The sequence below is a fragment of the Coleofasciculus sp. B1-GNL1-01 genome (assembly GCF_040220235.1).
Taxonomy (GTDB): domain Bacteria; phylum Cyanobacteriota; class Cyanobacteriia; order Cyanobacteriales; family Coleofasciculaceae; genus Coleofasciculus.
Genome location: NZ_JAVJTO010000044.1, coordinates 40,579 through 62,801, shown reverse-complemented (window position 1 = coordinate 62,801; position 22,223 = coordinate 40,579). Strand labels below are relative to the sequence as shown.

Sequence of the window (22,223 nt, the reverse complement as noted above, 5' to 3'; positions counted from 1 at the left end):
TTAGCAATTTTTAATCACCCATGACCGTAGTAGTTCATTCACTTGGTCGGGAACTTCATCATGGGGACAATGACCCGCTTGGAGATAGTATTCTGTCAGTTGAGGATAATACTGACGGAACTTTGCTCCCCGTTGTTTGGCATTCATCCAGGGATCACCTTCTCCCCACAAGAGTAATAAGGGACAGCGTAATTGGGAAAGCAGCACATCGATTTTTTCCCCTTGGGGCGATTTGAAGACAGAGGCAAAGACTTTATGCGCTCCGCGATCGCAGGAGGGGCGATAGATATCCTCTACCAGTTGGTCGGTAATGGCGCTGTGATCTAAATAAACTTGCTTGAGGGTTCTGCGAATGATCGCCCGTCGCCGCAGGTACTGAAACAGAAGGAAACTCGCCCAAGGTTGCAATAAGAGCGATCGCGTCATATTCTTGAACCCCTTTCGCTCAGAATTCGCGGACTCTGGAACTTTCGTCTCGGTAAACGGACCTGCACTATTGAGTAACACCACTCCCGCCGCAGAATCAGGACGTTGTGCTGCAACACATAGCGCACAATAACCGCCTAAGGAGTTCCCTGCCAATACCACAGGCTGACCAATCACCTGAGTGATAAAATCATGCAACTGATCGCGCCACAACTCCCCACTATATTGCCAGTCTGGTTTAGCGGATCGTCCAAACCCCAATAAGTCAATTGCCCAAACTTCAAAGTCTTGTTGGAGTTCAGCGATATTCTTGCGCCAGTGATCCGTCGATGCACCAAATCCGTGGATCAGTAACAGAGGAGGATGATGCGATCGCTTCTCACCCGCTTTGACGTAGTAAATGGACTGTCCTCGCCACTGCCAATAGATGCCAGGAATAGTAGCCGTTGCTGCAACGGGGGTCGCCTGCATGGTTCTCGATAATGTTAAGTAACGTTAACTAATCTTAATATAGCGTAAGCGTTAAGGAATGGGGGCGGACGAATCTAATAAGTATTCAAAAGAGCGATCGCGCTCTACTGGGCTGCTTTCAAAACCTGATCAATAGTCAGCGTTAGGTTTGGTAAAGTGGGCGATATCAAGCGATCGCCTGCTCGAAATTGCTGTAACTCGTATTCCCCCTCTACCAATTGACAGAGCGTTAAAGTAGGTTGTTTGGGATTGCCAATGAAGCGTCGCCCACCCAATGCGGCATAATCCACAATCCAATATTCCTGGATACCCAAGGCTTCATACTCTCCCAGCTTAATCAAGTAATCATCCCGCCAGTTGCTTGAAACGACTTCTATAATCATCTTGATCGATTTGCCCAGAGTGATGATAGAACCACTTTCCCAATCCGGTTCATCAATCAGTGCAGGTTCATCTAGGACAATGACATCCGGTTCATATCCAGAAGTACCATCCAGAGAACGAACAATACATTCTTTAGGGATAAAATAGGGCAAGGAAGCCTGACGAATTGCAGTGCCTACGTTGTAAGCTAAATCCCCTGACAACTTTGAATGCTTACCTCTCGGTTTGGGCATCTCAACAATTACCCCATGGTGTAACTCATAGCGGCATTCAGCGGTTTCTGGTAGCCACTCAATAAACTCATCAAACGTAATCGGCGGTTGCAAGGCTTGGATCATAGATTCACCTCGTTGTAGCTTTAGAAGCGTGCGATCACAAACTTCTGTATGAACCGGATACTGGGCAACTCAGGAGAGTTAGGGGTGACTTTGGTAAGATTAATTTGTGGGTTGGGACACCCTGCGGCTTGGGTTTTTACAGCTATTCACCATCACAAACAGTTTCCTAACTGTCTCCAGTTTAATCATCGAGGCATTATGCCAGATAGCTAGCCTATCATAGAGAAGACTCTCTTAAGATGAATGGCACTAAAAATTTGCCTTTTCGGATCGTCGAAACCCTTGATAGACCGTAGGGTGGGCATTGCCCACCAGCCTCATTTGAGCGTGCCATTCCTCTTAAGATGGATATAACATCACTCTCCCATGATTGCCCCTAGCGAGTTTCAGGATTACCTAAGAAACATCTGCCACCGCTACGAACAGTGGTGGGCTGTGGATGCGTTGACTGAAACAATTGCGGCTAAACAGGCAACCTTCTCATTTGAGCAGATGGTGCAAACTGAAGAGAAGAGACGAGAAGAGAAGCCACAGATAGTTTCACTGCCCATACTTAAAGGAATCCAGAATTATGTTGAATCCGAGCATATTTTACTGGTAGGTTCGCCCGGTGTCGGCAAATCAACCGCGCTTTTGCGTTGTTTAGTCAGTTTGGCAAAAAAGGAGCTTGAAAAACCAGAACCTCGAATTCCTGTGCTGGTTCCGTTGAAAAGGTACAATATCCGTTTTTCTAACTCTGAAGATCCTTCGGGGATATTGACTTTAATTAGAAATGCTCTTAAGCCACAACTACAACTGAAAATTCCCGAAGTTGAAGAACTATTGTTTCAGAAACGGCTGATTCTGCTCTTGGATGGCTTGAACGAGATGCCAGCAGACACAGTTCGTACAGAACTTAAAGCATTTCGAGAGGAGTGCCAAGATTCAGAAATACCATTCATTTGCACAACGCGAGAGCTAGGCAGCGGCGATTTGGGCATCAAAAGAAGGTTAGAAGTTCAACCGCTTAGCCCTCCAGAAATCAATCGCTTTTTACAAGAATGTATGCCCGCTCAAGCGGAACAAATATTGCAATTATTGAGCCGAGACAATCGAGAGTTGAGCCGCACGCCATTTGTTTTATGGATGCTGTATCAATTGTTTCAGGAAAAGGACACTGTTGTCGAGACGTTAGGAGAGGCATTCCGTCAATTTTTCCGGTCTTTCAAAAAATATAAGGAAGACGCACCCGTTACAGATGAGCGTCGTCAAGCTTGGAATCGTTGGTTGGAACATCTGGCGTTTACAATGCTGAACAATCCGGAGCCAACCGATCCTGGCTTGATTATCTCTGATGAGCGAGCAGAAAAAGTTCTTACTGAAAGGTTTGGTGAGCGTTATGGTACTTCCTCCCGGATTGAAGACTTGCTTAAGTATCACCTTTTAGAAAGAGTCTCTGATAGAGAAGTTAGTTTTCACCATCAACTAATTCAGGAATATTACGCGGCGGAATACTTGCTGGAATATGTACCTGATCTTCTGAGAGATGAGGAAGGTGTAAAAAAACTGAAGTGTCATTATCTCAACTACCTGAAATGGACAGAGCCAATTGCACTTATGCTTGGGCTATTAGAAATAAATGAAGAGACAGCTAAAAACCAAGCAATAAAAATAATAGACCTAGCGTTGAAGGTAGATCTATGTTTAGGAGCAAGGTTGGCAGGGGAAGTAAAACCTGATTGGCAGAAGGAGACAGTTGGTTTAATTGATGTATTGAATGTTCCTCATTCTCTTAAGATTCATCTATATGGCATGACTCGCTCTGAGAAGGTAATTCCTCTTTTAGAGCAAGAACTCGTAAGCGAAAATTCTAGTCTTCATTACAGAGTTATAGAAGCATTGGCAAGAGTAGGTAACGAGTCTACAATTCCTGTTCTCATCAAAGCTTTAGAACATAAAAATTATTGGCTTGGTTCCACAGTTGCTAGAGTTTTAGGAAAGATAGGTAGTGAGAAAGCAATTCCTAATTTAAGGAAAGCTTTGGTCGGTAAAAATTCCCATATTCGTGCTGCTGCGGCTTCTGCGTTAGGTCAAATCGCAAATCCAGAGGCTGTACCTGCTCTGCTCCAAGCTCTGGAAGACGATAACCTCGAAGTGCGTAAGAATGCTGCCTCTGCATTAGCAGCAATTAATGGTGAAGCAGTAATTCAGGCTCTGGTTCAACATTTGAAGCATCAAGACTTCCAAGTTCGTAAATATGCTGCTCTTGCACTAGGAAAAATGGGTCATGAAGCTGCGATTCCTACACTACAACAAGCTCTGGAAGATTGGAACTCTCAGACAGATGTCAACCCTATTATTCGTATTCATGACTCGTTTAGCAGTAGCGCTATTTTTGCTCTAGCGAAAATTAAGGCTGAAGATGCCGTTCTCACTCTAGTTAAAGTTGCCTTGGAGCAGAACGAGTCCTTTCTTCGCAGAATAGCCATTGACAATTTAAAGGAAATTGATCATCAAGTTACTATTTTTTCTCTGCTTAACGCTTTGGAGGTAGAAAATTGTATTATTCGTTCTAGAGCTGCCGAGGCATTAGGTAAGATTGGCAGTGAGGAAGAAATTCCCTATCTACTCACAGCTTTTGAGAATAATTTTCCTTGTGTTCGCTGGAGTATCGCTATTGCTTTAGGAGAAATTGGTAATAAAAATACTGAAGTAGTCTCTGTTCTGCTTCACGCCTTGAAAAAAAAGGAAGATACTGACCGTTGGAGTGCTGCTATTGCATTGGGAAAACTCGGCATCCCAGAAGCAATCCCTACTCTTCGAGAATTCTTAAAATATTGCTCCCACGAGAATTGTTATCAGGTTGCTAGGGCTTTGAGGCAAATTGGTAATCAAGAGGCAATTCTTACTCTGCTTGAAGCATTAGATGATGAAGATACTGAGGTTTGTCGTATCGTCGCTTATGAGTTAGGGCAAATTGGCAAGAGTGCAATTCCAGCTTTATGTGAGGCTTTGAAAAATAAAAATCCTAATATTCGCGCCAGTGCTGCTAGATCGTTAGGTAGAGTTGGAGGGGAAGATGAAATTCCTGCTCTATTGCAAGCTTTAGAAAATCAGAATCATCAGATTCGCGCCAGTGCTGCTGAGGCATTGGGAGAAATTGGCAGCAAAAAAGTAATTCCTGCTTTATTTCAAGCAATTGAAGTTAAAACCCCTCTTGATCCTCTTGTTGTTCATCCAAAGGTTATTGAGGCAATAGGTAAAATTTGGGACTCTGAAGAGTTACCTCAACTGAATAAGCTTCTGTTAAAACCAAAAATTACAGTTCGAGAAAATTTACTTACTGCGATCGCTGGTATCCAATCACGCTGCGGATTCTACAACTACGAAATAGCTCAATACTCACCACCAGAGTTCAATATAACTGATAAAATAGAAAATGAATGCATCAAAATAGTTAATAACATGACCAACAATTTCGATCAACGTGGAGCAAGCATCGGTGTTAATGTCGCCAGCGAAGGCAGCAATATTAAATTCATTCAACATGCCAAGCAGAATATCAACATCTCCGAGCAGGATCTTGCTGAAGCTGCCCAAAAGATTCAAGCTCTGCTGAATCAACTCGCTCAAACCTATCCCCCTACATCCGAACCCCAACAACAGACCTTTATCCAAAAATTCTTAGAGCGGCTTGAATCTACTCCTGACCTTATAAAATTTATCCTAGCAGGTGGCATCGAAAGGCTAAAAATTCTCTGTCCTCCTGCCGGAATTCCTGTTGAAATGGCACGTTGCCTCTATGAAGTCGTGCAAAAACGTTACGGTCAACCGTAATATCAAATCCTCTGAACTGCCCATAATAGCAATGCTGTAACCACCATTGTCGCAGGCTTTTTTATTATGGGTTATTTCCCGAATATCATATAAGTTAATGAGCATAAATCATGCAAATCACGCTCGAAATTCCCGACAACATCGCCAATCAACTACAACTACAACCTGCCAACATTTCCCGCCGATTTTTAGAACTTATCGTGGCTGATAACTATCGGAAAGGACACATTGGAGCCGCCCAAGTGCGCCAGATGCTCAACTTCTCATCCCGGTGGGAAACTTATGAATTTCTAAAGCGTGAAAAAGCCTACTTGCCTTACACGGAAGACGACCTAGAGCAGGATTCACAAGCGATTCGCAATGTTTTATCCCAAGAATGATTATTGTCTCCAATACCTCCCCAATCAACTACCTCATCTTGATTGGTTACATCCATCTTTTGCCCGAATTATTTCAACAAATCATTATTCCCCAAGCCGTCTACCGCGAACTGTCCGATGTCTCTGCGCCCTCACCTGTCCAAAATTGGATTGCCACTCCACCTGATTGGCTCAAAATCCAGCCTGTCAACCAACCTTCGGATACAATTCTTGATCTACTCGATCCCGGAGAACGAGCCGCTATTATTCTAGCCCAAGAAATCAACGCAGATTTACTGTTACTTGATGATATGAAAGCAAGGCGTACCGCGACAGAAAGAGGGTTTGCCATTACGGGTATCTTAGGAATTCTAGATCAAGCAGCAACGATGAAATTGATCGATCTACCTGTTGCTGTTCAAAGCCTTCAGAATACATCTTTTTGGGCTTCCGACAACTTGTTTCAAAAGTTGTTAGATAAGCACTCCTATTTTTGAGAGAAAAAGCTTTATAAAAAGAGCGAGGCATTGGGAGAACTTGAGTTTAAACGATAAACTATACGTCACTTTACGTTATTTAGTCACACAGTAAGACTATAAGGATGGTGGAATCGAGTCAAGATTCGGCTATCTCTACTCGCCAAATCGGGTGATTGGTCTGATAATTGTTGAGTAATATAAAGAAAAAGCTAAAATAGGGAACTGTATCCCGGCAACTATTTTTTTGTAAACACTTGAACGAGAGGGAGAAGCCTAGCCGTGTCTGTGGAAACGATTGAAAAGCGTTCAACATCAACCGTTCGGAAACCCGCACCTCGCTATCGTGTTTTGCTCCACAATGATGATTTCAACCCGATGGAATATGTGGTGCAAGCCTTGATACAGACGGTGCCGAGTTTGACTCAGCCGCAAGCTGTCAATATTATGATGGAAGCGCATAACTCAGGAATTGCTCTAGTCATTACCTGCGCTTTGGAACATGCAGAGTTCTATTGTGAAACGTTGAAGAATCACGGCTTAACCAGTACGATTGAACCGGATGAATAGGGAGACGTAAGTCCTGAACATTTTAAGACAAAACCTCCCGAAATTAGCTCAATACCCAGCACCTGTGCGGCTGGGTTTGTTTGTTTTTACCCTAGGGCTATTTTGGTTACCCTTAGCTGCGCCAATCTACCTTTTAGTCGATGACTCAAACCTCGTCACTATTCTAACGATGGCGTTATTGTTTGGGGAATTTTTAGGGCTACTACAAGTTTGGGGACGCTTTGTTTATGGAGAACCTCAACTGTTAAAGCAGTATGGGTTATACATCTCTCGGCGCAATGGAATAGACTGGCTCAATGGATTAAGTATTGGTTTATTATTTACCCTAACTTTGTTTGCGTTAGAGGGGGGATTAGGATGGCTAACGTTTCAACCTCCTCCAGAACAATTGGGGCGGATTATTTTAGAAGGATTGGTTAGCGCTTTGGGTATTGGCTTAGCGGAGGAGTTAGTCTTTCGGGGTTGGTTATTAGATGAGTTGGAGCGAGACTATTCTCATAAACTATCTCTTTGGGCAGATGCGCTAATTTTTGCCACGCTGCATTTTCTCAAACCCCTCGGAGAAATTATTCGCACGTTACCGGGATTTCCAGGATTAGTGCTGTTGGGATTAACTTTAGTTTGGGCAAAGCGAGGACAAGGGCGTTTGGGTTTACCCATTGGGTTACATGCGGGGTTAGTTTGGGGCTATTACATGATTAATGTGGGACAACTGGTGCAGTATTCGGGTCAAGTATCTCCTTGGATAACCGGAGTCGATTCTAACCCGATCGCGGGAGTCATGGGGTTAGCTTTCTTGATGGTGCTAGCTGTGTGGATCAGGGCGCAGGCTGTGAATTAAGCGATCGCGCCCTAGTACAAGAAGGCAGAAATAACGCCAACAGCTTCTAAGCCCGTCCGTTAATCTTCATCTAGATCATCATCTTCCTCGTCATCATAGTCATTATCCTCGACACCCATCAATTCAGTGATTTCCTCTTCATCATCGCCGCTCTCCTTCTCGCTCGGATCACGCGCCAGCAGACGATTCGTTGATTCTAACCACTCTAAAACTGAGGTTTCACGTTGAACGGCAATGACTGGAGCCAGTTGCTCACGAGATTCTTCACGCAAAGAAGGATTATACATAATAAATTTCAGTAAGTCGATAAAAATGATACCATATTTAACGGTGGATTGTCAGGACTACAGATGGTTAGCAAAGCCACGTTATTAGAAGCGATCGCGGGAAAAAATCGGGGGTTGTTGGCAACGGACACTGAAAAAACAGCGATTTTGGCAGCCGTTGCCCAATTAGAAGACCGCAACCCTACGCCACGTCCACTGGAAGCGCAGGACTTACTGGAAGGGAACTGGCGATTACTCTACACAACCAGTAGCGATTTGTTAAACCTAGGTCGGTTTCCCCTGTGGCAATTGGGTCAAATTTACCAATGTGTTCGCACCGCCGACGCTAAAATTTATAACATTGCCGAGGTTTCCAGCTTGCCTTACTTAGAGGGAATTATCAGTGTTGGAGCGCAGTTTGAACCCGTTTCCGAACGCCGCGTTAATGTTAATTTTGATCGGTCTGTTGTCGGATTACAACGCTTAATTGATTATAAATCTCCGACTAACTTTATCCAGCAAATTGAAACGGGTAAAAAATTTAAGGCGCTTGATTTTAACATTGAAAGTCGAGAGCAACGGGGCTGGTTGGAGATTACTTATCTCGACGAAAATCTGCGGATTGGACGCGGGAATAAAGACAGTGTATTTGTCCTTACCAAACCATGAATGCTCAAACTACGGCGGTTTCCCTAACTCGCTTATCCCAAGGACAACTCAATCTATTAGAAACCTGTCCGCGTAAATTTCAATATATTTATGTGGATCAGTGCGGAAGTCCTGTTTCACCGGAACAACAAGAACGTTTGACATGGGGAAGTTACTTTCACCTGTTAATGCAACAACGAGAACTGGGCTTACCGATAGACTCGTTGCTGAAGGATAATCCCCAACTCAATCATTGGGTGACGGCGCTAATGGAAGCAGCACCGGAGGTATTTGCCCATCATTCTCAATCCTTTCGTGATGCTGAACATTGTCGCACGGTAACGATGCAAGGCTATTTACTAACGGTTATTTACGACTTATTTATTGAAGACGAAAAAAGCGCCCAAATACTTGACTGGAAAACCTATCCTCTACCGACAAATCGTCATCGGTTAGCCAAAGACTGGCAAACGCGCTTATACCGATATGTTTTGCTTCAAACCAGTGATTATTTACCCGAACAGATTTCGATGACGTACTGGTTTGTTAAATCTAAACCTCGTCCCCAATGTCTGACGTTTCCCTACGATAGAGTCCAACATGAAAAAACGAGAGCGGATTTAACGGAGTTGCTGACTCGACTATCTGGATGGTTACACCGCTATCAACATGATCATATCCCCTTTCCTCAAGTGCCTATATCGGCGGGTAAATGTGAAAACTGTAGCTTTGCGGTGCGCTGTCAACGAACGGGAGAAAGTGAGGTTAGCCAAGATAATTTATTACCCAATTTAGCTGATATTGAGGAAGTATCGATTTAAAGGGAACAGTTATCAGTTATCAGTTATCAGTTATCAGTTATCAGTTATCAGTTATCAGGTATCAGTTATCAGGTATCAGTTATCAGTTATCAGTTATCAGTTATCAGTTATCAGTTATCAGTTATCAGTTATCAGTTATCAGTTATCAGTTATCAGGTATCAGGTAAGGTATACAGCAGTTTGCTCTGCTATGCGGAACATTGTCGATCCCCCTCAATCCCATAAGCCAAAAAAGCGAAGCATCCTGTGGCTTCCCCCATTTGAAGGGGGACGGGAGGGGGAACTATAAGGGGGACTTTGATCTACTGTATTACAGCGCAAAGAGCTGTAATTCTGAGTTAACTTCCCCAGCTTCCCCAGCTTCCCCTGCTCCCCCAGCTTCCCCAGCTCCCCCTGCTCCCCCTGCTTCCCCTGCACCTCGACTCCGCCACATCAAGGGTGATTCCGGATAATGGTTCGTTTATTAGTAGGTATAAACATAAAGCCCTCTAACTTGACGAAGTATTGGGGGTTTTAAGACTAGCGGAACTAACGATGATCTAATGGTGCAAGATCTAATGGGCTAAACGATTGTAATCACTCTCTTGAAGAAATAAATGAGTATTGCATCTTGTACAAATAATTACTAAACCAGGCTTCAGCTTCTACCTATTTACATCCAGCTCTAATTTTTCTAGAGGCTGGAACAAAACTGTTTGTAAATCGGTAAGGGTTATAACTTCAATGATTACAACCAATATCTGGCTGGTCTTTACTGTTTACCTGATTTATGCGTTAATTAGTATCCCACTCTTTTTTATGACATCGGGGGGCTGGATGTCAATTTTTTTCTACATTGCATTTGCGGGATTGTTCTACATCACCACAACAATATTTTTATTTTTTAGTGCAACGGCTCGGACAGCAAAGAGACGCACAAAGGTAAAAATAAAGGGAAGTTTTTTGCCAAAAATTATTGGACTGCAAACATTTGTCATTCTATTTAATTACGGGACATGTGGCGATACGATCTGCTATCAAGGGTTTTTACCCAATCTTTTGGAAGAAGCGAGTTTTCCGGTGATTTTTACACCGCCATTTGTGGTGGTTTTGCTTGCCCTTCTGTTGTATTTGGCGTTTTTGTCGATGTTTTTATTGGATGTGGCTTGAGGAAATAGAGAGCAGGGGAAGCAATGTAGAGACGTGCCATGGCGCGTCTGGGCTCTGGGGAAGCTGGGGAAAAAACTAAAGGTATAATTCTATGGAGGTTATTTAAAGACAAGACGAGATGAAACTAGGAATCGGACAGTTGACAAATAGCTTACTGTCTTTATTCCTCAAGTCAAACTGTCCATTATGCGATCGCGCCACTGATGCTGAATTGTGTCAATACTGTCAGCGTCAGTTACAGCGCTGTCAACTGAAGCATCCGAGTCAATTTTGGCAAGGAGAGTTACCCGTGTTTGTCTGGGGACATTATGGCGGCACATTGAAACGGGCGATCGCGGCGCTAAAATATGAGAATCATACCCAGTTAGCTCGTCCTTTGGGATTCTGGTTGGGTGAGGCGTGGCTAAACTCTACGGCGGCGCGACAGAGGAAAAAGTTAACTGTCATACCCATTCCGATTCACCCCAGTAAGCGCCAACAACGGGGATTTAATCAAGCCGAACTCCTTGCCGAGAGTTTTTGTCAATTTACAGGGTATCAGTATCAACCCCACGGTTTAGAACGAGTTCGGGAAACTGAAGCCCAGTTTGGCTTATCTGCAAAAGAGCGATCGCAAAATCTCACGGAAGCGTTTGCTGTGGGTAAGCGCTTTGGCAAGCGTTCACATCATTCACCCGTACTGATTTTAGACGATATTTACACCACAGGCGCAACCGCCCGTTCAGCCACAGAAGTGTTACGCCAGCAAGGAATAGCCGTATATGGTATTGTTGCGATCGCCTCGTCTAAACAGGGAAGATAGGGGAGATGGGGGAGATGGGGAAGCAGATGCATTCGTAGGGGCGACCCGCCGCACAAAATTAACACGACCCACCCATTAATCTGATCGGGTCGCCCTGTATCGGGTATCCATCTCCCGCAGGGTTTGAATGTCCTGTTCAAAATCCTCCATCCCGTAATGAACTGGGATTTGGCGGCTAGCCAGTAGATGTTGAAAAGCGACACGGTGCATCCCGGCAAATCGGCTAGCTTGAGCAAGAGTAAGCTTTTCCCGCTCAAAGAGCATGACAGCAATCTCTTGACGCATTTCAGCCTCAGTCATGCGAGTTATGGTTAAAATTTCGTCAGGGACGACAACGCTCATAGCTCAATTCCTCACGACTCTTCCTATTGTAGGTTCTCGCACACTGCCGAAGGTAATCGCGAGACTTTTTGAAGAGTTTGAGCGATCGCACAAGGTCATTCTCCAGCCAGATTCAACACAGCAGCGCGGGTTTCCCGATCGCACCGAAAGCCAAGTGTCTCAAGCTGATTTAAAATGGGTGATATTGCCTCAATGTATCCAGACTGTTTTGCCTTGAGAATTATACCCAATGTTCCTGTAAAAATGATATTTAGTTGACGGGCGCAACGTCTGGCAAGAGCATCATCAAGTAGGACAAGAGAATCGGGAACTTCTAGTGCTAAGGTTAAGGCTTCTCGCTCCCTTCCAGATCAGAGGCGGATGGCAAAAGTGGTGATTCTTGCGCTGAACGAATGGTTATCCAGGAAAGCAAGTCAGGTTCAGGTAGTGCTATACCTAGAGAACGCCCTTGAGCCAATTCCTCAGCAACGCCTTGGGGCATGATAATTTGATTGTATAAACTAGGGAGTAAGTTCAGTAAATTGGTTTGGTAAAGATACTGGATTGGTGACGTATCGGTAATGACTTCAGGCATTAGCTAAATCTTCCGCTAGTTCTGATTCAGTTAAGCGAAAAGTATCAACACCGAATTCAGCAAGTTTAGATAAAAATACGACTCGTGGAATTCTGGCTAGATTTGCTGCGGCTCCAGAAGAAAGTCGCCCTAATTCATAAAGCTTAACGGCGGCGGCTAAAAGGATCTCACTATCGAGTTTTTCAGGAGTTAGCTTCAGTGCCTGTACTGTTTCTTCAGATATGGACAGTGTAATTTCATACATAGCAAAATTAAAATTCAACATTCTCTCATTGTAGTTGTCGGGTAGGCAGTCCTGAATCCCATTCACAAGCGAGACTTTTTGAAGAGCCACATACACATATAGTATGTGCCGTAAATTTACGTAAGTCCTAGTTTGGATGAAAATACGACTGCCTAATAAACTTTTGTAACAAAGCCTTGACGCTGGGGCATCCATCCTTCAAAGTGCTAAGATAATCCAAATTAAACCGAAAACTCTTAGCGCCACTCAAAGCTGTTCCCGCAGCTCTGAGCAGCTAACCCCCAAACTGAAGCACCAGTCTGGAAGCTAGAAGAAATACTAACACTCCTCTAGCCACTCCGACTTCTTATGGCAACTTGTGCGGGGTGGCTAAGATTTTGGGTCAATTGATTTAGGATTGAGGATTTGGGCGTTTTCCTGGCAAAAAAGCCGATATCGCCACAAATCCAGCATCAACTCTCCTAAATCAAGCCAACGCTACCACTCATACCCAAATCAGGAGTGATTCACCATGTCCCGGAACTTGATCAAGGCTGGAGTTGTTGATCCTTGCCAATTTTCTCTCGACGAAGTACGCCAACAAGTCGCTACATTTCTTAACATTCCCCTCCAGCAAATCGATCGCGTGGAATGCTGGCACCACCAAATCTGGGTCAAGCTAGTTGAATCCCGCGCCATCTTTGTTAGTTATCGCAACTTGCCCCTGTGGATTGACGCCGGATTAACAGCGATTGGGCGCTGTACCTCGCGTTCCCAGTTGGATGAATTAGGCGAAATCCTCCGTCGTGAACGTGACTGGTATGATCAGCATGAGCAACCAGAAGCCGTGCAACCTTGGCGTCAAGCGTGGGCAAAACAGGCTGAATCTCTCAGAAACGAGGAAGAACGCCTGAAACCCATTCGCGCCCATCAGGAAGCTGCACAGGATTGGTATGGGGCTTGGAAACGGGTACTCTACTGTTGCCGAGATTTTAACCGACTTCAGGGATTAGCCGGGGAAATCAATCAACAAAGTCAGGAGTTTCAGGATTTACCTGAGATTATGCAAAAGATGCAGCAATTGTGGCATCAGCGCTGGCATGAACTATCGAGTGCGATCGCCTAAACCGTAGGGGCTTAGTTACCAAGCCCCTACCAAGCCTATGGGGGGTGTGACTACATATAGGGTGTAGTTGGATGATGTATCCTTATATGTGGGGTAGCCAGAGTCAATCTGGATGAATCGGGAATACCATTAGACCGATCAGCTTACCATGAAGGTGAGCGATCGCGCCCCTTAACTGAATCCTTATCTCTCTTTGTTCTATGTCCTTCGTCGGTCTACATATTCACAGTGACTATAGCTTACTTGATGGCGCGTCCCAACTCCCGCAACTGGTGGATCGGGCGGTGGAATTGGGTATGCCCGCGATCGCACTGACGGATCATGGGGTGATGTATGGCGCGATCGAGTTGATTAAAGTTTGTCGGGGGAAAGGGATTAAGCCGATTATCGGCAATGAGATGTATGTGATTAATGGGGATATTCAAGATAAGACGAAGAAGAAACAGCGCAAATACCATCAAGTTGTCTTGGCGAAAAATACCCAAGGCTATAAAAATTTAGTTAAACTGACGACAATTTCTCATCTGAAAGGAATCCAAGGAACAGGAATTTTTCAGCGTCCTTGTATTAATAAAGAATTCCTCCAACAGTACCGTGATGGATTAATCGTCACCAGTGGTTGTTTGGGCGGAGAAGTCCCCCAAGCGATTCTCAAGGGTGACGTGCAAAAGGCACGAGAGCTTGCCCAATGGTATAAAGAGGTTTTTGGTGACGATTATTATCTAGAAATTCAAGATCATGGGTCAATTGAAGACCGGATTGTTAACGTAGAAATTGTGAAAATTGCCCGTGAGTTAGAGATTAAAATCGTCGCCACCAATGATTCTCATTTTATCTCCTGTTACGATGTCGAAGCCCACGACGCCTTACTCTGCATTCAAATAGGGAAATTAATTTCAGAAGAGAAGCGGATGCGCTACTCCGGAACCGAGTATCTCAAGTCCGCCGAGGAGATGGCACAGCTATTTCGGGATCATTTGCCCGATGAGGTGATCCAAGAGGCGATCGCGAATACATTAGAAGTCGCGGATAAGGTCAAACGCTACGACATTATGGGGGAACCACGCATCCCCAATTATCCCGTTCCCAAGGGTCACAGTGCTGATAGTTACTTAGAAGAAGTTACTTGGGATGGATTATTGGAGCGCATGGGATGTCGTTCTCGCAGTGACATCGATCTCGTCTATAAAGAACGGCTGGAATATGAGCTGAAAATGATGCAGCAGATGGGATTTTCCACCTACTTTTTAGTCGTATGGGATTATATTAAATATGCCAGAGATCAGAAGATTCCTGTTGGTCCAGGGCGGGGTTCGGCGGCGGGTTCCTTAGTTGCCTATTCTCTGAAAATTACCAATATTGATCCGGTTCATCATGGGCTTTTATTTGAGCGCTTTCTCAATCCGGAACGGAAATCTATGCCTGATATTGATACAGATTTCTGTATTGAACGCCGGGATGAGGTAATTGAATATGTCACCCACAAATATGGGGCAGATCGGGTGGCACAAATTATTACATTTAACCGGATGACATCAAAGGCGGTATTAAAAGATGTCGCCAGGGTGTTGAATATTCCCTATGGGGAATCAGATCGGATGGCAAAAATGATTCCGGTTTCACGGGGAAAACCCACTAAGTTAAAGGTAATGATTTCTGAGAAAACGCCCACACCAGAGTTTAGAGATGCTTACTTAAATAACCCCGAAGTGCAGCGCTGGCTGGATATGGCAATCCGGATTGAGGGAACCAACAAAACCTTTGGCGTTCACGCGGCGGGGGTGGTGATTTCTGCTGAACCTTTAGATGAAATTGTTCCCTTGCAGGTGAATAATGAGGGGGCGGTGATTACTCAGTATTTTATGGAGGACTTAGAATCCCTCGGACTCTTGAAAATGGATTTTCTAGGTCTGAAAAATTTAACCACGATTCAGAAAACGGCAGAATTGATTCGCCAACATCAAAATATAACGTTAGATCTGGATCAGTTACCCCTAGATGAACGTAAGGCGTTTGAGATTGTGGCAAAAGGGGAAATCAAGAAAATACCCGATGACATAAAACAGACTTATACGGTTTTAGAGAAAGGCGAGTTAGAGGGAATTTTTCAACTAGAATCATCGGGGATGCGCCAGGTGGTGCGGGAGTTGAAACCGTCGAGTATCGAAGATATTTCTTCGATTTTGGCATTGTATCGTCCGGGACCTTTGGATGCAGGTCTGATTCCTAAATTTATTAATCGGAAACATGGCAAAGAAAAGGTTGAATATCAACATCCGTTATTAGAGCCAATTTTAAAAGAAACGTATGGTACGCTTTGTTATCAAGAGCAGATCATGAAAATGGCTCAGGATTTGGCGGGGTATTCTCTGGGTCAAGCGGATTTACTACGCCGATGTCTGAGTGGTTCAACGGAGATTATTGATGCAGAAACGGGGCGTTTAGTGTCTCTCAAAGACATTGCATCCAAACCTGAGTATTGGTTGGGACGAGAGGTGTTGTCTCTGGATCAGGTGACTCAAAAGATTACTCAGCAACCGATTAGCGAAATTCATCCAAACGGGGTGCGAGATGTTTGGGAAATTACCACGAAAACCAATCGTAAAATTAGAGCGACGGCGGATCATCGTTTCTATTCGCTGTTAGGATGGCAGCCTCTGGATCAGTTTAAGGTTGGTAGTCGGATTGGACTAGCTAAGATATTGCCACTGACTACCGAGAGTGATATATCAGATGCTCAAATTAAGCTAACTGCTTATCTAATAGGTGATGGTCATCTTTCGACAAAGAGTCCTTATCGAGTCCAGAATTTTGCCACGGCTTTGCAGGATAAAGCACTGATAGCAATTGCGGAATCCGATGTATTCTGGGATGAAATTGTCTCGATTGAATATGTTGGTCAAGAGGAGGTTTTCGACTTAAGTATTTCCCAGACCCATAACTTGATTGCCAATGATTTTATTGCTCATAACTGTATGGGTAAAAAGAAAGTGGCAGAAATGGAGAAACATCGAGAGATTTTTATCGATGGTGCGGCGAAAAATGGTGTAGCAAAACGGATTGCGGAAGAGTTATTCGAGCAGATGATCTTATTTGCTGAATACTGCTTGAGTTATGATACACAGATTCTCACGGTTGAATATGGTGCTGTGGCGATTGGGGAAATTGTCGAAAAGCAGATTGAGTGTACGGTTTATAGTGTGGATGAGAATGGTTATGTTTACACGCAACCCATTGCACAATGGCATAATCGCGGTGAACAAGAGGTGTTTGAATATCTGTTAGAGGATGGTGCTACGATTCGGGCGACAAAAGACCATAAGTTTATGACAGATGAGGATCAAATGTTACCGATTGATCAGATATTTGAGCAAGGCTTGGAGTTGAAGCAGGTGGAGGTATTGCAACCTGTTTTTTAAGAGAGGGAAGCCGCAGCATTAACCAGCCTTAGGTTGATAGTCCATTTACAGGGGGAAGGGCTGTATTAACATACCATGCTACCGTTAAGGGCTTAGATTACCTTAGCCGCAACTGTAGCTTTTTAACTATTGTTTCTTTCTACGGAAAGGCTTTGCGCTAATTTCCTATTGCACCATTACCATTTTAGCTGGGTCATGCCACTACCTCTGTTGCCAAGGTTTCTAAGCAGTGCAGAGTATATCTAGCTCTGGTTTTGAGGATTGTCAGTTGATCGACTTGTGCTAGCAAACGGTCTAGATTTGCAACTTCGTCGGCAGAAAGCTGAGATTCTGCATTCTGAATTAGCAAATCGTTCAATTGATTCTGTGCTGCGGGAGCTAGCTTACTATCGGCTAACGCTTGCAGCTCATCTTGGCTTAAGCCAATTAAGCACTCGTCATCTAGAGCTAATGGGTTCGCTAGTCGATTATAGGCTTCCAAATCTAACAAGACGCCAACTCGCTCCCCCTGCTCGTTGGTAATATAACGCACTTGCTCAGACATGGGTTTTCTGTGTAACGGTGTTTGGGTTCATCGTAGCTTATGGGAAGCAATCGCTTCTCTTGCTGCTTTGGCTTTGATGAAGTGGACTTTGAGGAGGATAGTGCGATCAGCTAAGAGATTTTTTGCTTAAAACCTTTCGTTGTCGATTAGAGGGGATACTAAGTCATGACGTGTGTTAAATTGAATCCATGAATTTCGAGTGGGACGAGCGCAAGAACGAGATTAACATTGCTAAACATGGTTTTGATTTCGCTGATGCCCCTCGTGTCTTTGATCTACCAATGCTTATCGCCCTCGATGACCGAGAAGACTATGGCGAAGATCGATAGATTGGTATTGGGTTACTGGATGGACGAGTTGTAGTTATTGTATACACCGAGCCTGACGACAAAACAACTTGCATCATTTCACTACGAAAAGCATTATCTTATGAACGAAAACGCTATGAGCAATACCTCAAAAACCGACTGGACTAGAGTTGATGCTATGAACGATGAGAATATTGATACCTCTGACCTAAAACAGGAGATAACGATGATTATTGATAACATTAATACAAAACTTGACGATGATATCAAGTCTGAATTCTTACAATTCACGGACGATTTCAATCCTTGCATATCCGCTTGCATTTGTACTGGATATTTTACTTTATGGGGATGGGAGAAGTTGAAGAACCTGTTTTCCGGTGATTCTGATTCATTTTCTCAACACTGGGATGCTAAGTTAATCATAGGAATGGAATCAAAAAAAGAAAAAATTATTCAATTTTTCAATAATACCAAGAATGACAATGAAAAAAATTTAGCAAAATCTTTTAAAGAAGCCATACGAACAGGAGGAATGCAGGTTAAGTACCACCTCGAAGGTAGAATTCACGCAAAAATGTACGCCTTTGATTTCAATACCTCCCGTACTGCCTATGTAGGAAGTAGTAATTTTACAAAAAATGGACTTACCAGCAACATGGAACTAATGCTTAAGATAAAAGAGGAGTCAAGAATAAAAGAACTCAAGAATTGGTTTAACGACTTATGGTATACACAAAAACTGATAGATATATCTGATGAAATTGCATGGGGATCTGAGACATATCACGATGCATCGTTACTTGATTTTTCAATGATTCAAGAATATTGCTTCGCTGTTGACGATTTTAAGGTTTACACGAAAATTTCTAACGAAAAAAAGTTTTTTGATTTATATGATAATTCTAAATGCTATAGAGCCAAAGATTATTATAATGACTGTGATGGTTTAAACAGAACTTTATTGTCTAAGTTAATTAAGGAATATGGATTGCAAAATTTATACTTAAATGATGATGTTGAATTTAGAGATTTTTACCTAGCTGAACATTTAGATTTAGCCGGGATGGATCTTTTAAATGCGGCTAAGTTCTGCAAAAAAAGTGCTAACTATACTTATATTGACGAACGAATTTTATACGAGCTAATGGACGAGTATATAAACGACTATGACTAGTTTAAGCTGTTCGGCATTTAAACCTTAATGTCAATAATGGCGAAATCCTTGTAGTGCGAGCATCTTGCTCGCTACCCATTCCCAATTTAAATGTATGACAGCTTACTCAAGCCAAATTCCTATACAGCGTTTTCCATGCTGGCGAGGTACATTGAAAATAAGACTTTTGCGCTCACAGAGGCTAACCTCGTCTTGTTACTGTACCTCACTAGATTGAGAAATGCTGTATAACCTTTACCGTTGTTACGACCGAAGGTGATCGCTCTCCTTAACTAAGTCATGATCGCCTCCTTCGGAGCATCTAGTTCGGTAGGCTGTAACCTAGCTTCAATAGAGCATTGCGGAACTTGGTTTAAGATGCCGTCGGCACAACCAAAGAGCGATCGCATCTCATTAGTTTTCTTCAGCGCTAGGAATCACTCCAGCCCAAATAATCTGCTCACTTGTCAGATTCAACTCTGGGAAAGTGCCTGAAACAATCTGCTCAGCACCAACGAACTCCATACCTTCATACAGTTCCTCAACCAGGGTAAAAATCGTCACCTTTGATGTCAGTGGGTCAATGACCCAGTATTCTGGAATGTTTAAAACGTTGTACTCAACCCGCTTAGCCCGATAATCTGCGGTCTTTGTCGATTCGCTAACGACTTCTATCATTAAAATCGGAGGGGGTTCGTTGAGTTCAATAACAGCCTCACGGGTTCTTAATTCGCGCCACTGCTGGCTAGGAATAATAGTCAAATCGGGAATGCGAGAGGTATCCCACTTGCCAGCACGAGGCGATCGCACACCAATCGCCACGGGTCTAACAATCCAGTCGCGTCCGCTACGCCCGATCTCAGCATCGATTTGCCGATAGAGAAAGTCAATGATTTCTCCATGTTGCCCGGTGCCAATACTCATTGCTACTAATTCCCCGTTCACCAACTCATAGCGGGTATCAGTCCCGTCTGAGTAGGTCAGATACTCTTCAAAGGTTAGCTTCTTAGTCGTTACAGTCATGATCGCCCCCTTCGGAGCATCTAGTTCGGTAGGCTATAACCCAACTTTAGCAGAGCATTGCGGAACTAGGTTTCAAATGCCGTTGGCACGACCTTGCGAGCGATCGCACTCACCAATAAGCAGTCAAATAGCAAAAAGTTAAAGTTTACCCTCTTGCAAAACGCCAATCTTAGGTAACTCCTTCCACTCCGGCTCAATGGGTGAATAACGGCAATAGCACACAACAATCTCGTCATACTCAGCCGAATCAACCGACTTGAATCGCTCAACCCGACTCACTTCCCAGTCAGACCAACGAACATGAGTGCTAGCATCCGGGAAGTTTGGATCAACCGACTCTTCAAAACGAGCAAACTCACGCGGGCGATCGCCTGATTCTGGCAACATCTTATCAGAACAATCCAAATACTCAGCCAGCATTCGGGTTAAGTGTCCAGCAGGTTGCAACTTGCGCTCCTTCCACCCCTGCGATGAGGCGGATTCAGTTTTGAAGACAAGCCATCTCTTCACACAGTTATTCCTCCGTTTTTATCACTCACTCAGGGTGCAGGAGAACCATCGCGGCTGCTACTCTTGAGCAAGGGAAACGCAATCACATCCCGAATACTTGCCGAATCCGTTAATAACATCACCAAGCGGTCAATGCCAATTCCTAACCCTCCAGTTGGTGGCATTCCATACTCTAACGCCGCCAGAAAGTCTTCATCAACCCCTTGGGCTTCCAAGTCTCCAGCCGCTTTCCGGGCTGCTTGCGCTTCTAAACGTTCCCGCTGATCAATCGGATCAGTTAATTCAGAAAAGCTATTCGCCGTTTCTCGCCCAGCAATAAATAACTCAAAGCGTTCCACTAATCCTGGCTTAGAACGATGGGGTTTCGCCAAGGGAGAAATTTCAATCGGGAAATCAACAATAAATGTCGGCTGAATCAGGGTTTCTTCACATTTTTGCTCGAAGCATTCGTTGAGGAGTTTCCCTAGGGATGGACAGTCGTCTACCCCTTCAATCCCCACTTTTTTAGCCGCAACTTTGGCGTCATCGAATGTCTTGAACTGATTAAAATCTAACCCTGTCACCTTTTGCACCAACTCATGCATGGTGATACGACGCCAGGGCGGTGTGAAATCAATTGTTTCACCTTGATAAGTAATTTCCAGAGTTGTCAAACTCTCTTGAGTGACGGTAGTTATTAAATTTTCCGTCAACGTCATCATATCGTTGTAGTCGGCGTAAGCCTGGTACACCTCAATTGAGGTAAATTCGGGATTGTGGCGCGTGGAAATTCCCTCATTTCGGAAAATTCGCCCCAACTCAAATACCTTTTCAAATCCGCCGACAATTAACCGTTTCAGGTGGAGTTCTGTGGCAATTCGCAGGTACAACTCCATCTCTAGGGTATTGTGATAGGTGATAAAAGGACGCGCCTCAGCACCGCCTGCTTCTGTACTAAAGACAGGGGTTTCAATTTCAATAAAGCCACGATCCTCTAAATAACGGCGAATGGCGGCAGTAATTTTAGCACGGCGGCGGAAGGTTTCCCGAACGGTGGGATTCACCATTAAGTCAACATAACGCTGGCGATAGCGCTTTTCGGTATCGGTGAGACCATGCCACTTATCGGGTAAAGGTAATAGGGATTTGGTCAGAATAGCATATTCACTGACATAGACCGAGAGTTCCCCTTTATCGGTGCGCTTAATTGTCCCCTTGACGCCTAAAATGTCGCCAATATCCGTGAGTTGCTTGAGAGGGGTGAACGGATTCGGCAGATCTGTCATGGTTGCGGTAATCCGCTTTTTGTCCAGATACAGTTGAATCGTTCCCGTTTCGTCTTGGAGATTGAAGAAGGCTAACTTGCCAAAGACGCGACGGGCTAAAATACGACCTGCGATCGCAACTTCAAAATCAACCTCTTCACCATTCCCCAGATCCGCGAACTTCTCTTGCAGTTCAGCCGCCTGGTGAGTAGACTCCCAGTGATACGCATACGGCTCAATTCCCAACGCTTTAAGCTGTTGGACTTTCTCCAAACGGGTAGCACGAATTTCTTCCAGAGTATTTTGGCGATCGGGTGGGGACTGCTCAGGGGACATAATAGGGAACTGCTCGATGCTAATCTTGTAGGATGTCGGACATCTATCTTA

Annotated in this window: 24 protein-coding genes and 1 pseudogene; 13 read left to right on the top strand and 12 right to left on the bottom strand. The window is 44.1% G+C overall.

All coding sequences use genetic code 11. The annotated features are described in order from the left end of the window. A complete protein-coding gene (locus tag RID53_RS10035; RefSeq protein WP_446387967.1) occupies positions 1 to 897 on the bottom strand; it encodes an alpha/beta fold hydrolase in 897 nt (298 codons plus the stop codon). Between the two features lie 104 nt (positions 898 to 1,001). Then, complete coding sequence (locus tag RID53_RS10030) at positions 1,002 to 1,619, bottom strand: Uma2 family endonuclease (RefSeq protein WP_446387966.1); 618 nt, start codon at positions 1,617 to 1,619, stop codon at positions 1,002 to 1,004. A gap of 435 nt (positions 1,620 to 2,054) precedes the next feature. Here RID53_RS10030 and RID53_RS10025 point away from each other — a divergent pair, with 435 nt between their 5' ends. The 5 genes from RID53_RS10025 to RID53_RS10005 all read left to right on the top strand — a co-directional run bounded on the left by RID53_RS10025 (position 2,055) and on the right by RID53_RS10005 (position 7,681). After that, a complete protein-coding gene (locus RID53_RS10025) occupies positions 2,055 to 5,435 on the top strand; it encodes a HEAT repeat domain-containing protein (protein ID WP_446387965.1) in 3,381 nt (1,126 codons plus the stop codon). A gap of 110 nt (positions 5,436 to 5,545) precedes the next feature. Next, the gene (locus RID53_RS10020) at positions 5,546 to 5,815 is read left to right on the top strand and encodes a UPF0175 family protein (protein WP_446387964.1); all 270 of its coding nucleotides are present in this window, start codon (positions 5,546 to 5,548) and stop codon (positions 5,813 to 5,815) included. Then, positions 5,812 to 6,291, top strand: coding sequence for a DUF3368 domain-containing protein (locus RID53_RS10015; protein WP_446387963.1), 480 nt, complete (start codon positions 5,812 to 5,814; stop codon positions 6,289 to 6,291). The genes RID53_RS10020 and RID53_RS10015 overlap by 4 nt, the downstream gene beginning before the upstream one ends. Before the next feature lie 261 nt (positions 6,292 to 6,552). Next, the gene (gene clpS, locus RID53_RS10010; protein WP_044208648.1) at positions 6,553 to 6,840 is read left to right on the top strand and encodes an ATP-dependent Clp protease adapter ClpS; all 288 of its coding nucleotides are present in this window, start codon (positions 6,553 to 6,555) and stop codon (positions 6,838 to 6,840) included. 64 nt (positions 6,841 to 6,904) lie between these two features. Next, a complete protein-coding gene (locus RID53_RS10005; protein ID WP_446387962.1) occupies positions 6,905 to 7,681 on the top strand; it encodes a CPBP family intramembrane glutamic endopeptidase in 777 nt (258 codons plus the stop codon). Positions 7,682 to 7,740: 59 nt separating this feature from the next. Here RID53_RS10005 and RID53_RS10000 read toward each other — a convergent pair whose 3' ends face one another. Further along, positions 7,741 to 7,968 (bottom strand): DUF3134 domain-containing protein, encoded by a 228-nt coding sequence (locus RID53_RS10000; protein WP_446387961.1) that lies wholly within the window; start codon positions 7,966 to 7,968, stop codon positions 7,741 to 7,743. A gap of 63 nt (positions 7,969 to 8,031) precedes the next feature. Between RID53_RS10000 and RID53_RS09995 the strand changes: the two genes are divergently transcribed. Next, positions 8,032 to 8,616: a PAP/fibrillin family protein gene (locus tag RID53_RS09995; RefSeq protein WP_446387960.1), complete on the top strand. Its 585-nt coding sequence runs from the start codon at positions 8,032 to 8,034 to the stop codon at positions 8,614 to 8,616. Next, positions 8,613 to 9,416 carry a PD-(D/E)XK nuclease family protein gene (locus tag RID53_RS09990; protein ID WP_446387959.1) on the top strand — a complete coding sequence of 268 codons (804 nt, stop codon included), beginning with the start codon at positions 8,613 to 8,615 and terminating at the stop codon, positions 9,414 to 9,416. Before RID53_RS09995 ends, RID53_RS09990 begins: the two co-directional genes overlap by 4 nt. A gap of 310 nt (positions 9,417 to 9,726) precedes the next feature. Here RID53_RS09990 and RID53_RS09985 read toward each other — a convergent pair whose 3' ends face one another. Continuing rightward, positions 9,727 to 9,849: a hypothetical protein gene (locus RID53_RS09985; protein ID WP_446387958.1), complete on the bottom strand. Its 123-nt coding sequence runs from the start codon at positions 9,847 to 9,849 to the stop codon at positions 9,727 to 9,729. 290 nt (positions 9,850 to 10,139) lie between these two features. Between RID53_RS09985 and RID53_RS09980 the strand changes: the two genes are divergently transcribed. Continuing rightward, complete coding sequence (locus RID53_RS09980; protein WP_446375611.1) at positions 10,140 to 10,565, top strand: hypothetical protein; 426 nt, start codon at positions 10,140 to 10,142, stop codon at positions 10,563 to 10,565. A gap of 118 nt (positions 10,566 to 10,683) precedes the next feature. Beyond that, positions 10,684 to 11,367 (top strand): ComF family protein, encoded by a 684-nt coding sequence (locus tag RID53_RS09975; RefSeq protein WP_446387957.1) that lies wholly within the window; start codon positions 10,684 to 10,686, stop codon positions 11,365 to 11,367. Positions 11,368 to 11,442: 75 nt separating this feature from the next. On the opposite strand, the gene RID53_RS09970 is transcribed toward RID53_RS09975, so the two are convergent. The 4 genes from RID53_RS09970 to RID53_RS09955 form a co-directional block, all read right to left on the bottom strand. Next, positions 11,443 to 11,709, bottom strand: coding sequence for a UPF0175 family protein (locus tag RID53_RS09970; protein WP_446387956.1), 267 nt, complete (start codon positions 11,707 to 11,709; stop codon positions 11,443 to 11,445). A 95-nt stretch (positions 11,710 to 11,804) separates the two neighbouring features. Further along, the gene (locus RID53_RS09965) at positions 11,805 to 11,939 is read right to left on the bottom strand and encodes a DUF3368 domain-containing protein (protein ID WP_446387955.1); all 135 of its coding nucleotides are present in this window, start codon (positions 11,937 to 11,939) and stop codon (positions 11,805 to 11,807) included. Between the two features lie 95 nt (positions 11,940 to 12,034). Beyond that, on the bottom strand, positions 12,035 to 12,283 hold the full coding sequence (locus RID53_RS09960) for a hypothetical protein (RefSeq protein ID WP_446387954.1): 249 nt from the start codon (positions 12,281 to 12,283) through the stop codon (positions 12,035 to 12,037). Next, positions 12,276 to 12,527 carry a UPF0175 family protein gene (locus tag RID53_RS09955; protein ID WP_446376703.1) on the bottom strand — a complete coding sequence of 84 codons (252 nt, stop codon included), beginning with the start codon at positions 12,525 to 12,527 and terminating at the stop codon, positions 12,276 to 12,278. Before RID53_RS09955 ends, RID53_RS09960 begins: the two co-directional genes overlap by 8 nt. A 511-nt stretch (positions 12,528 to 13,038) precedes the next feature. On the opposite strand from RID53_RS09955, the gene RID53_RS09950 reads away from it, so the two are divergent. Together RID53_RS09950 and dnaE are read left to right on the top strand one after the other, a co-directional pair. After that, positions 13,039 to 13,632: a hypothetical protein gene (locus RID53_RS09950; protein ID WP_446387953.1), complete on the top strand. Its 594-nt coding sequence runs from the start codon at positions 13,039 to 13,041 to the stop codon at positions 13,630 to 13,632. Positions 13,633 to 13,832: 200 nt separating this feature from the next. Then, positions 13,833 to 17,051, top strand: coding sequence for a DNA polymerase III subunit alpha (gene dnaE / locus RID53_RS09945; protein ID WP_446387952.1), 3,219 nt, complete (start codon positions 13,833 to 13,835; stop codon positions 17,049 to 17,051). Between the two features lie 193 nt (positions 17,052 to 17,244). Here dnaE and RID53_RS09940 read toward each other — a convergent pair whose 3' ends face one another. Further along, positions 17,245 to 17,595, bottom strand: a complete 351-nt coding sequence (locus RID53_RS09940; RefSeq protein WP_446387951.1) for a hypothetical protein — start codon at positions 17,593 to 17,595, stop codon at positions 17,245 to 17,247. Between the two features lie 188 nt (positions 17,596 to 17,783). Here RID53_RS09940 and RID53_RS09935 point away from each other — a divergent pair. Further along, positions 17,784 to 18,071 (top strand): annotated as a pseudogene (locus tag RID53_RS09935) (BrnT family toxin). Further along, the gene (locus RID53_RS09930; RefSeq protein WP_446387950.1) at positions 18,040 to 19,080 is read left to right on the top strand and encodes a phospholipase D-like domain-containing protein; all 1,041 of its coding nucleotides are present in this window, start codon (positions 18,040 to 18,042) and stop codon (positions 19,078 to 19,080) included. Before RID53_RS09935 ends, RID53_RS09930 begins: the two are co-directional and overlap by 32 nt. A gap of 393 nt (positions 19,081 to 19,473) precedes the next feature. On the opposite strand, the gene RID53_RS09925 is transcribed toward RID53_RS09930, so the two are convergent. The 3 genes from RID53_RS09925 to lysS form a co-directional block, all read right to left on the bottom strand. After that, on the bottom strand, positions 19,474 to 20,082 hold the full coding sequence (locus tag RID53_RS09925) for a Uma2 family endonuclease (RefSeq protein WP_446387949.1): 609 nt from the start codon (positions 20,080 to 20,082) through the stop codon (positions 19,474 to 19,476). A 138-nt stretch (positions 20,083 to 20,220) separates the two neighbouring features. After that, positions 20,221 to 20,592: a hypothetical protein gene (locus RID53_RS09920; RefSeq protein WP_446387948.1), complete on the bottom strand. Its 372-nt coding sequence runs from the start codon at positions 20,590 to 20,592 to the stop codon at positions 20,221 to 20,223. A 29-nt stretch (positions 20,593 to 20,621) separates the two neighbouring features. Then, positions 20,622 to 22,172 (bottom strand): lysine--tRNA ligase, encoded by a 1,551-nt coding sequence (gene lysS / locus RID53_RS09915; RefSeq protein WP_446387947.1) that lies wholly within the window; start codon positions 22,170 to 22,172, stop codon positions 20,622 to 20,624. Between the last annotated feature and the right edge of the window lie 51 nt (positions 22,173 to 22,223).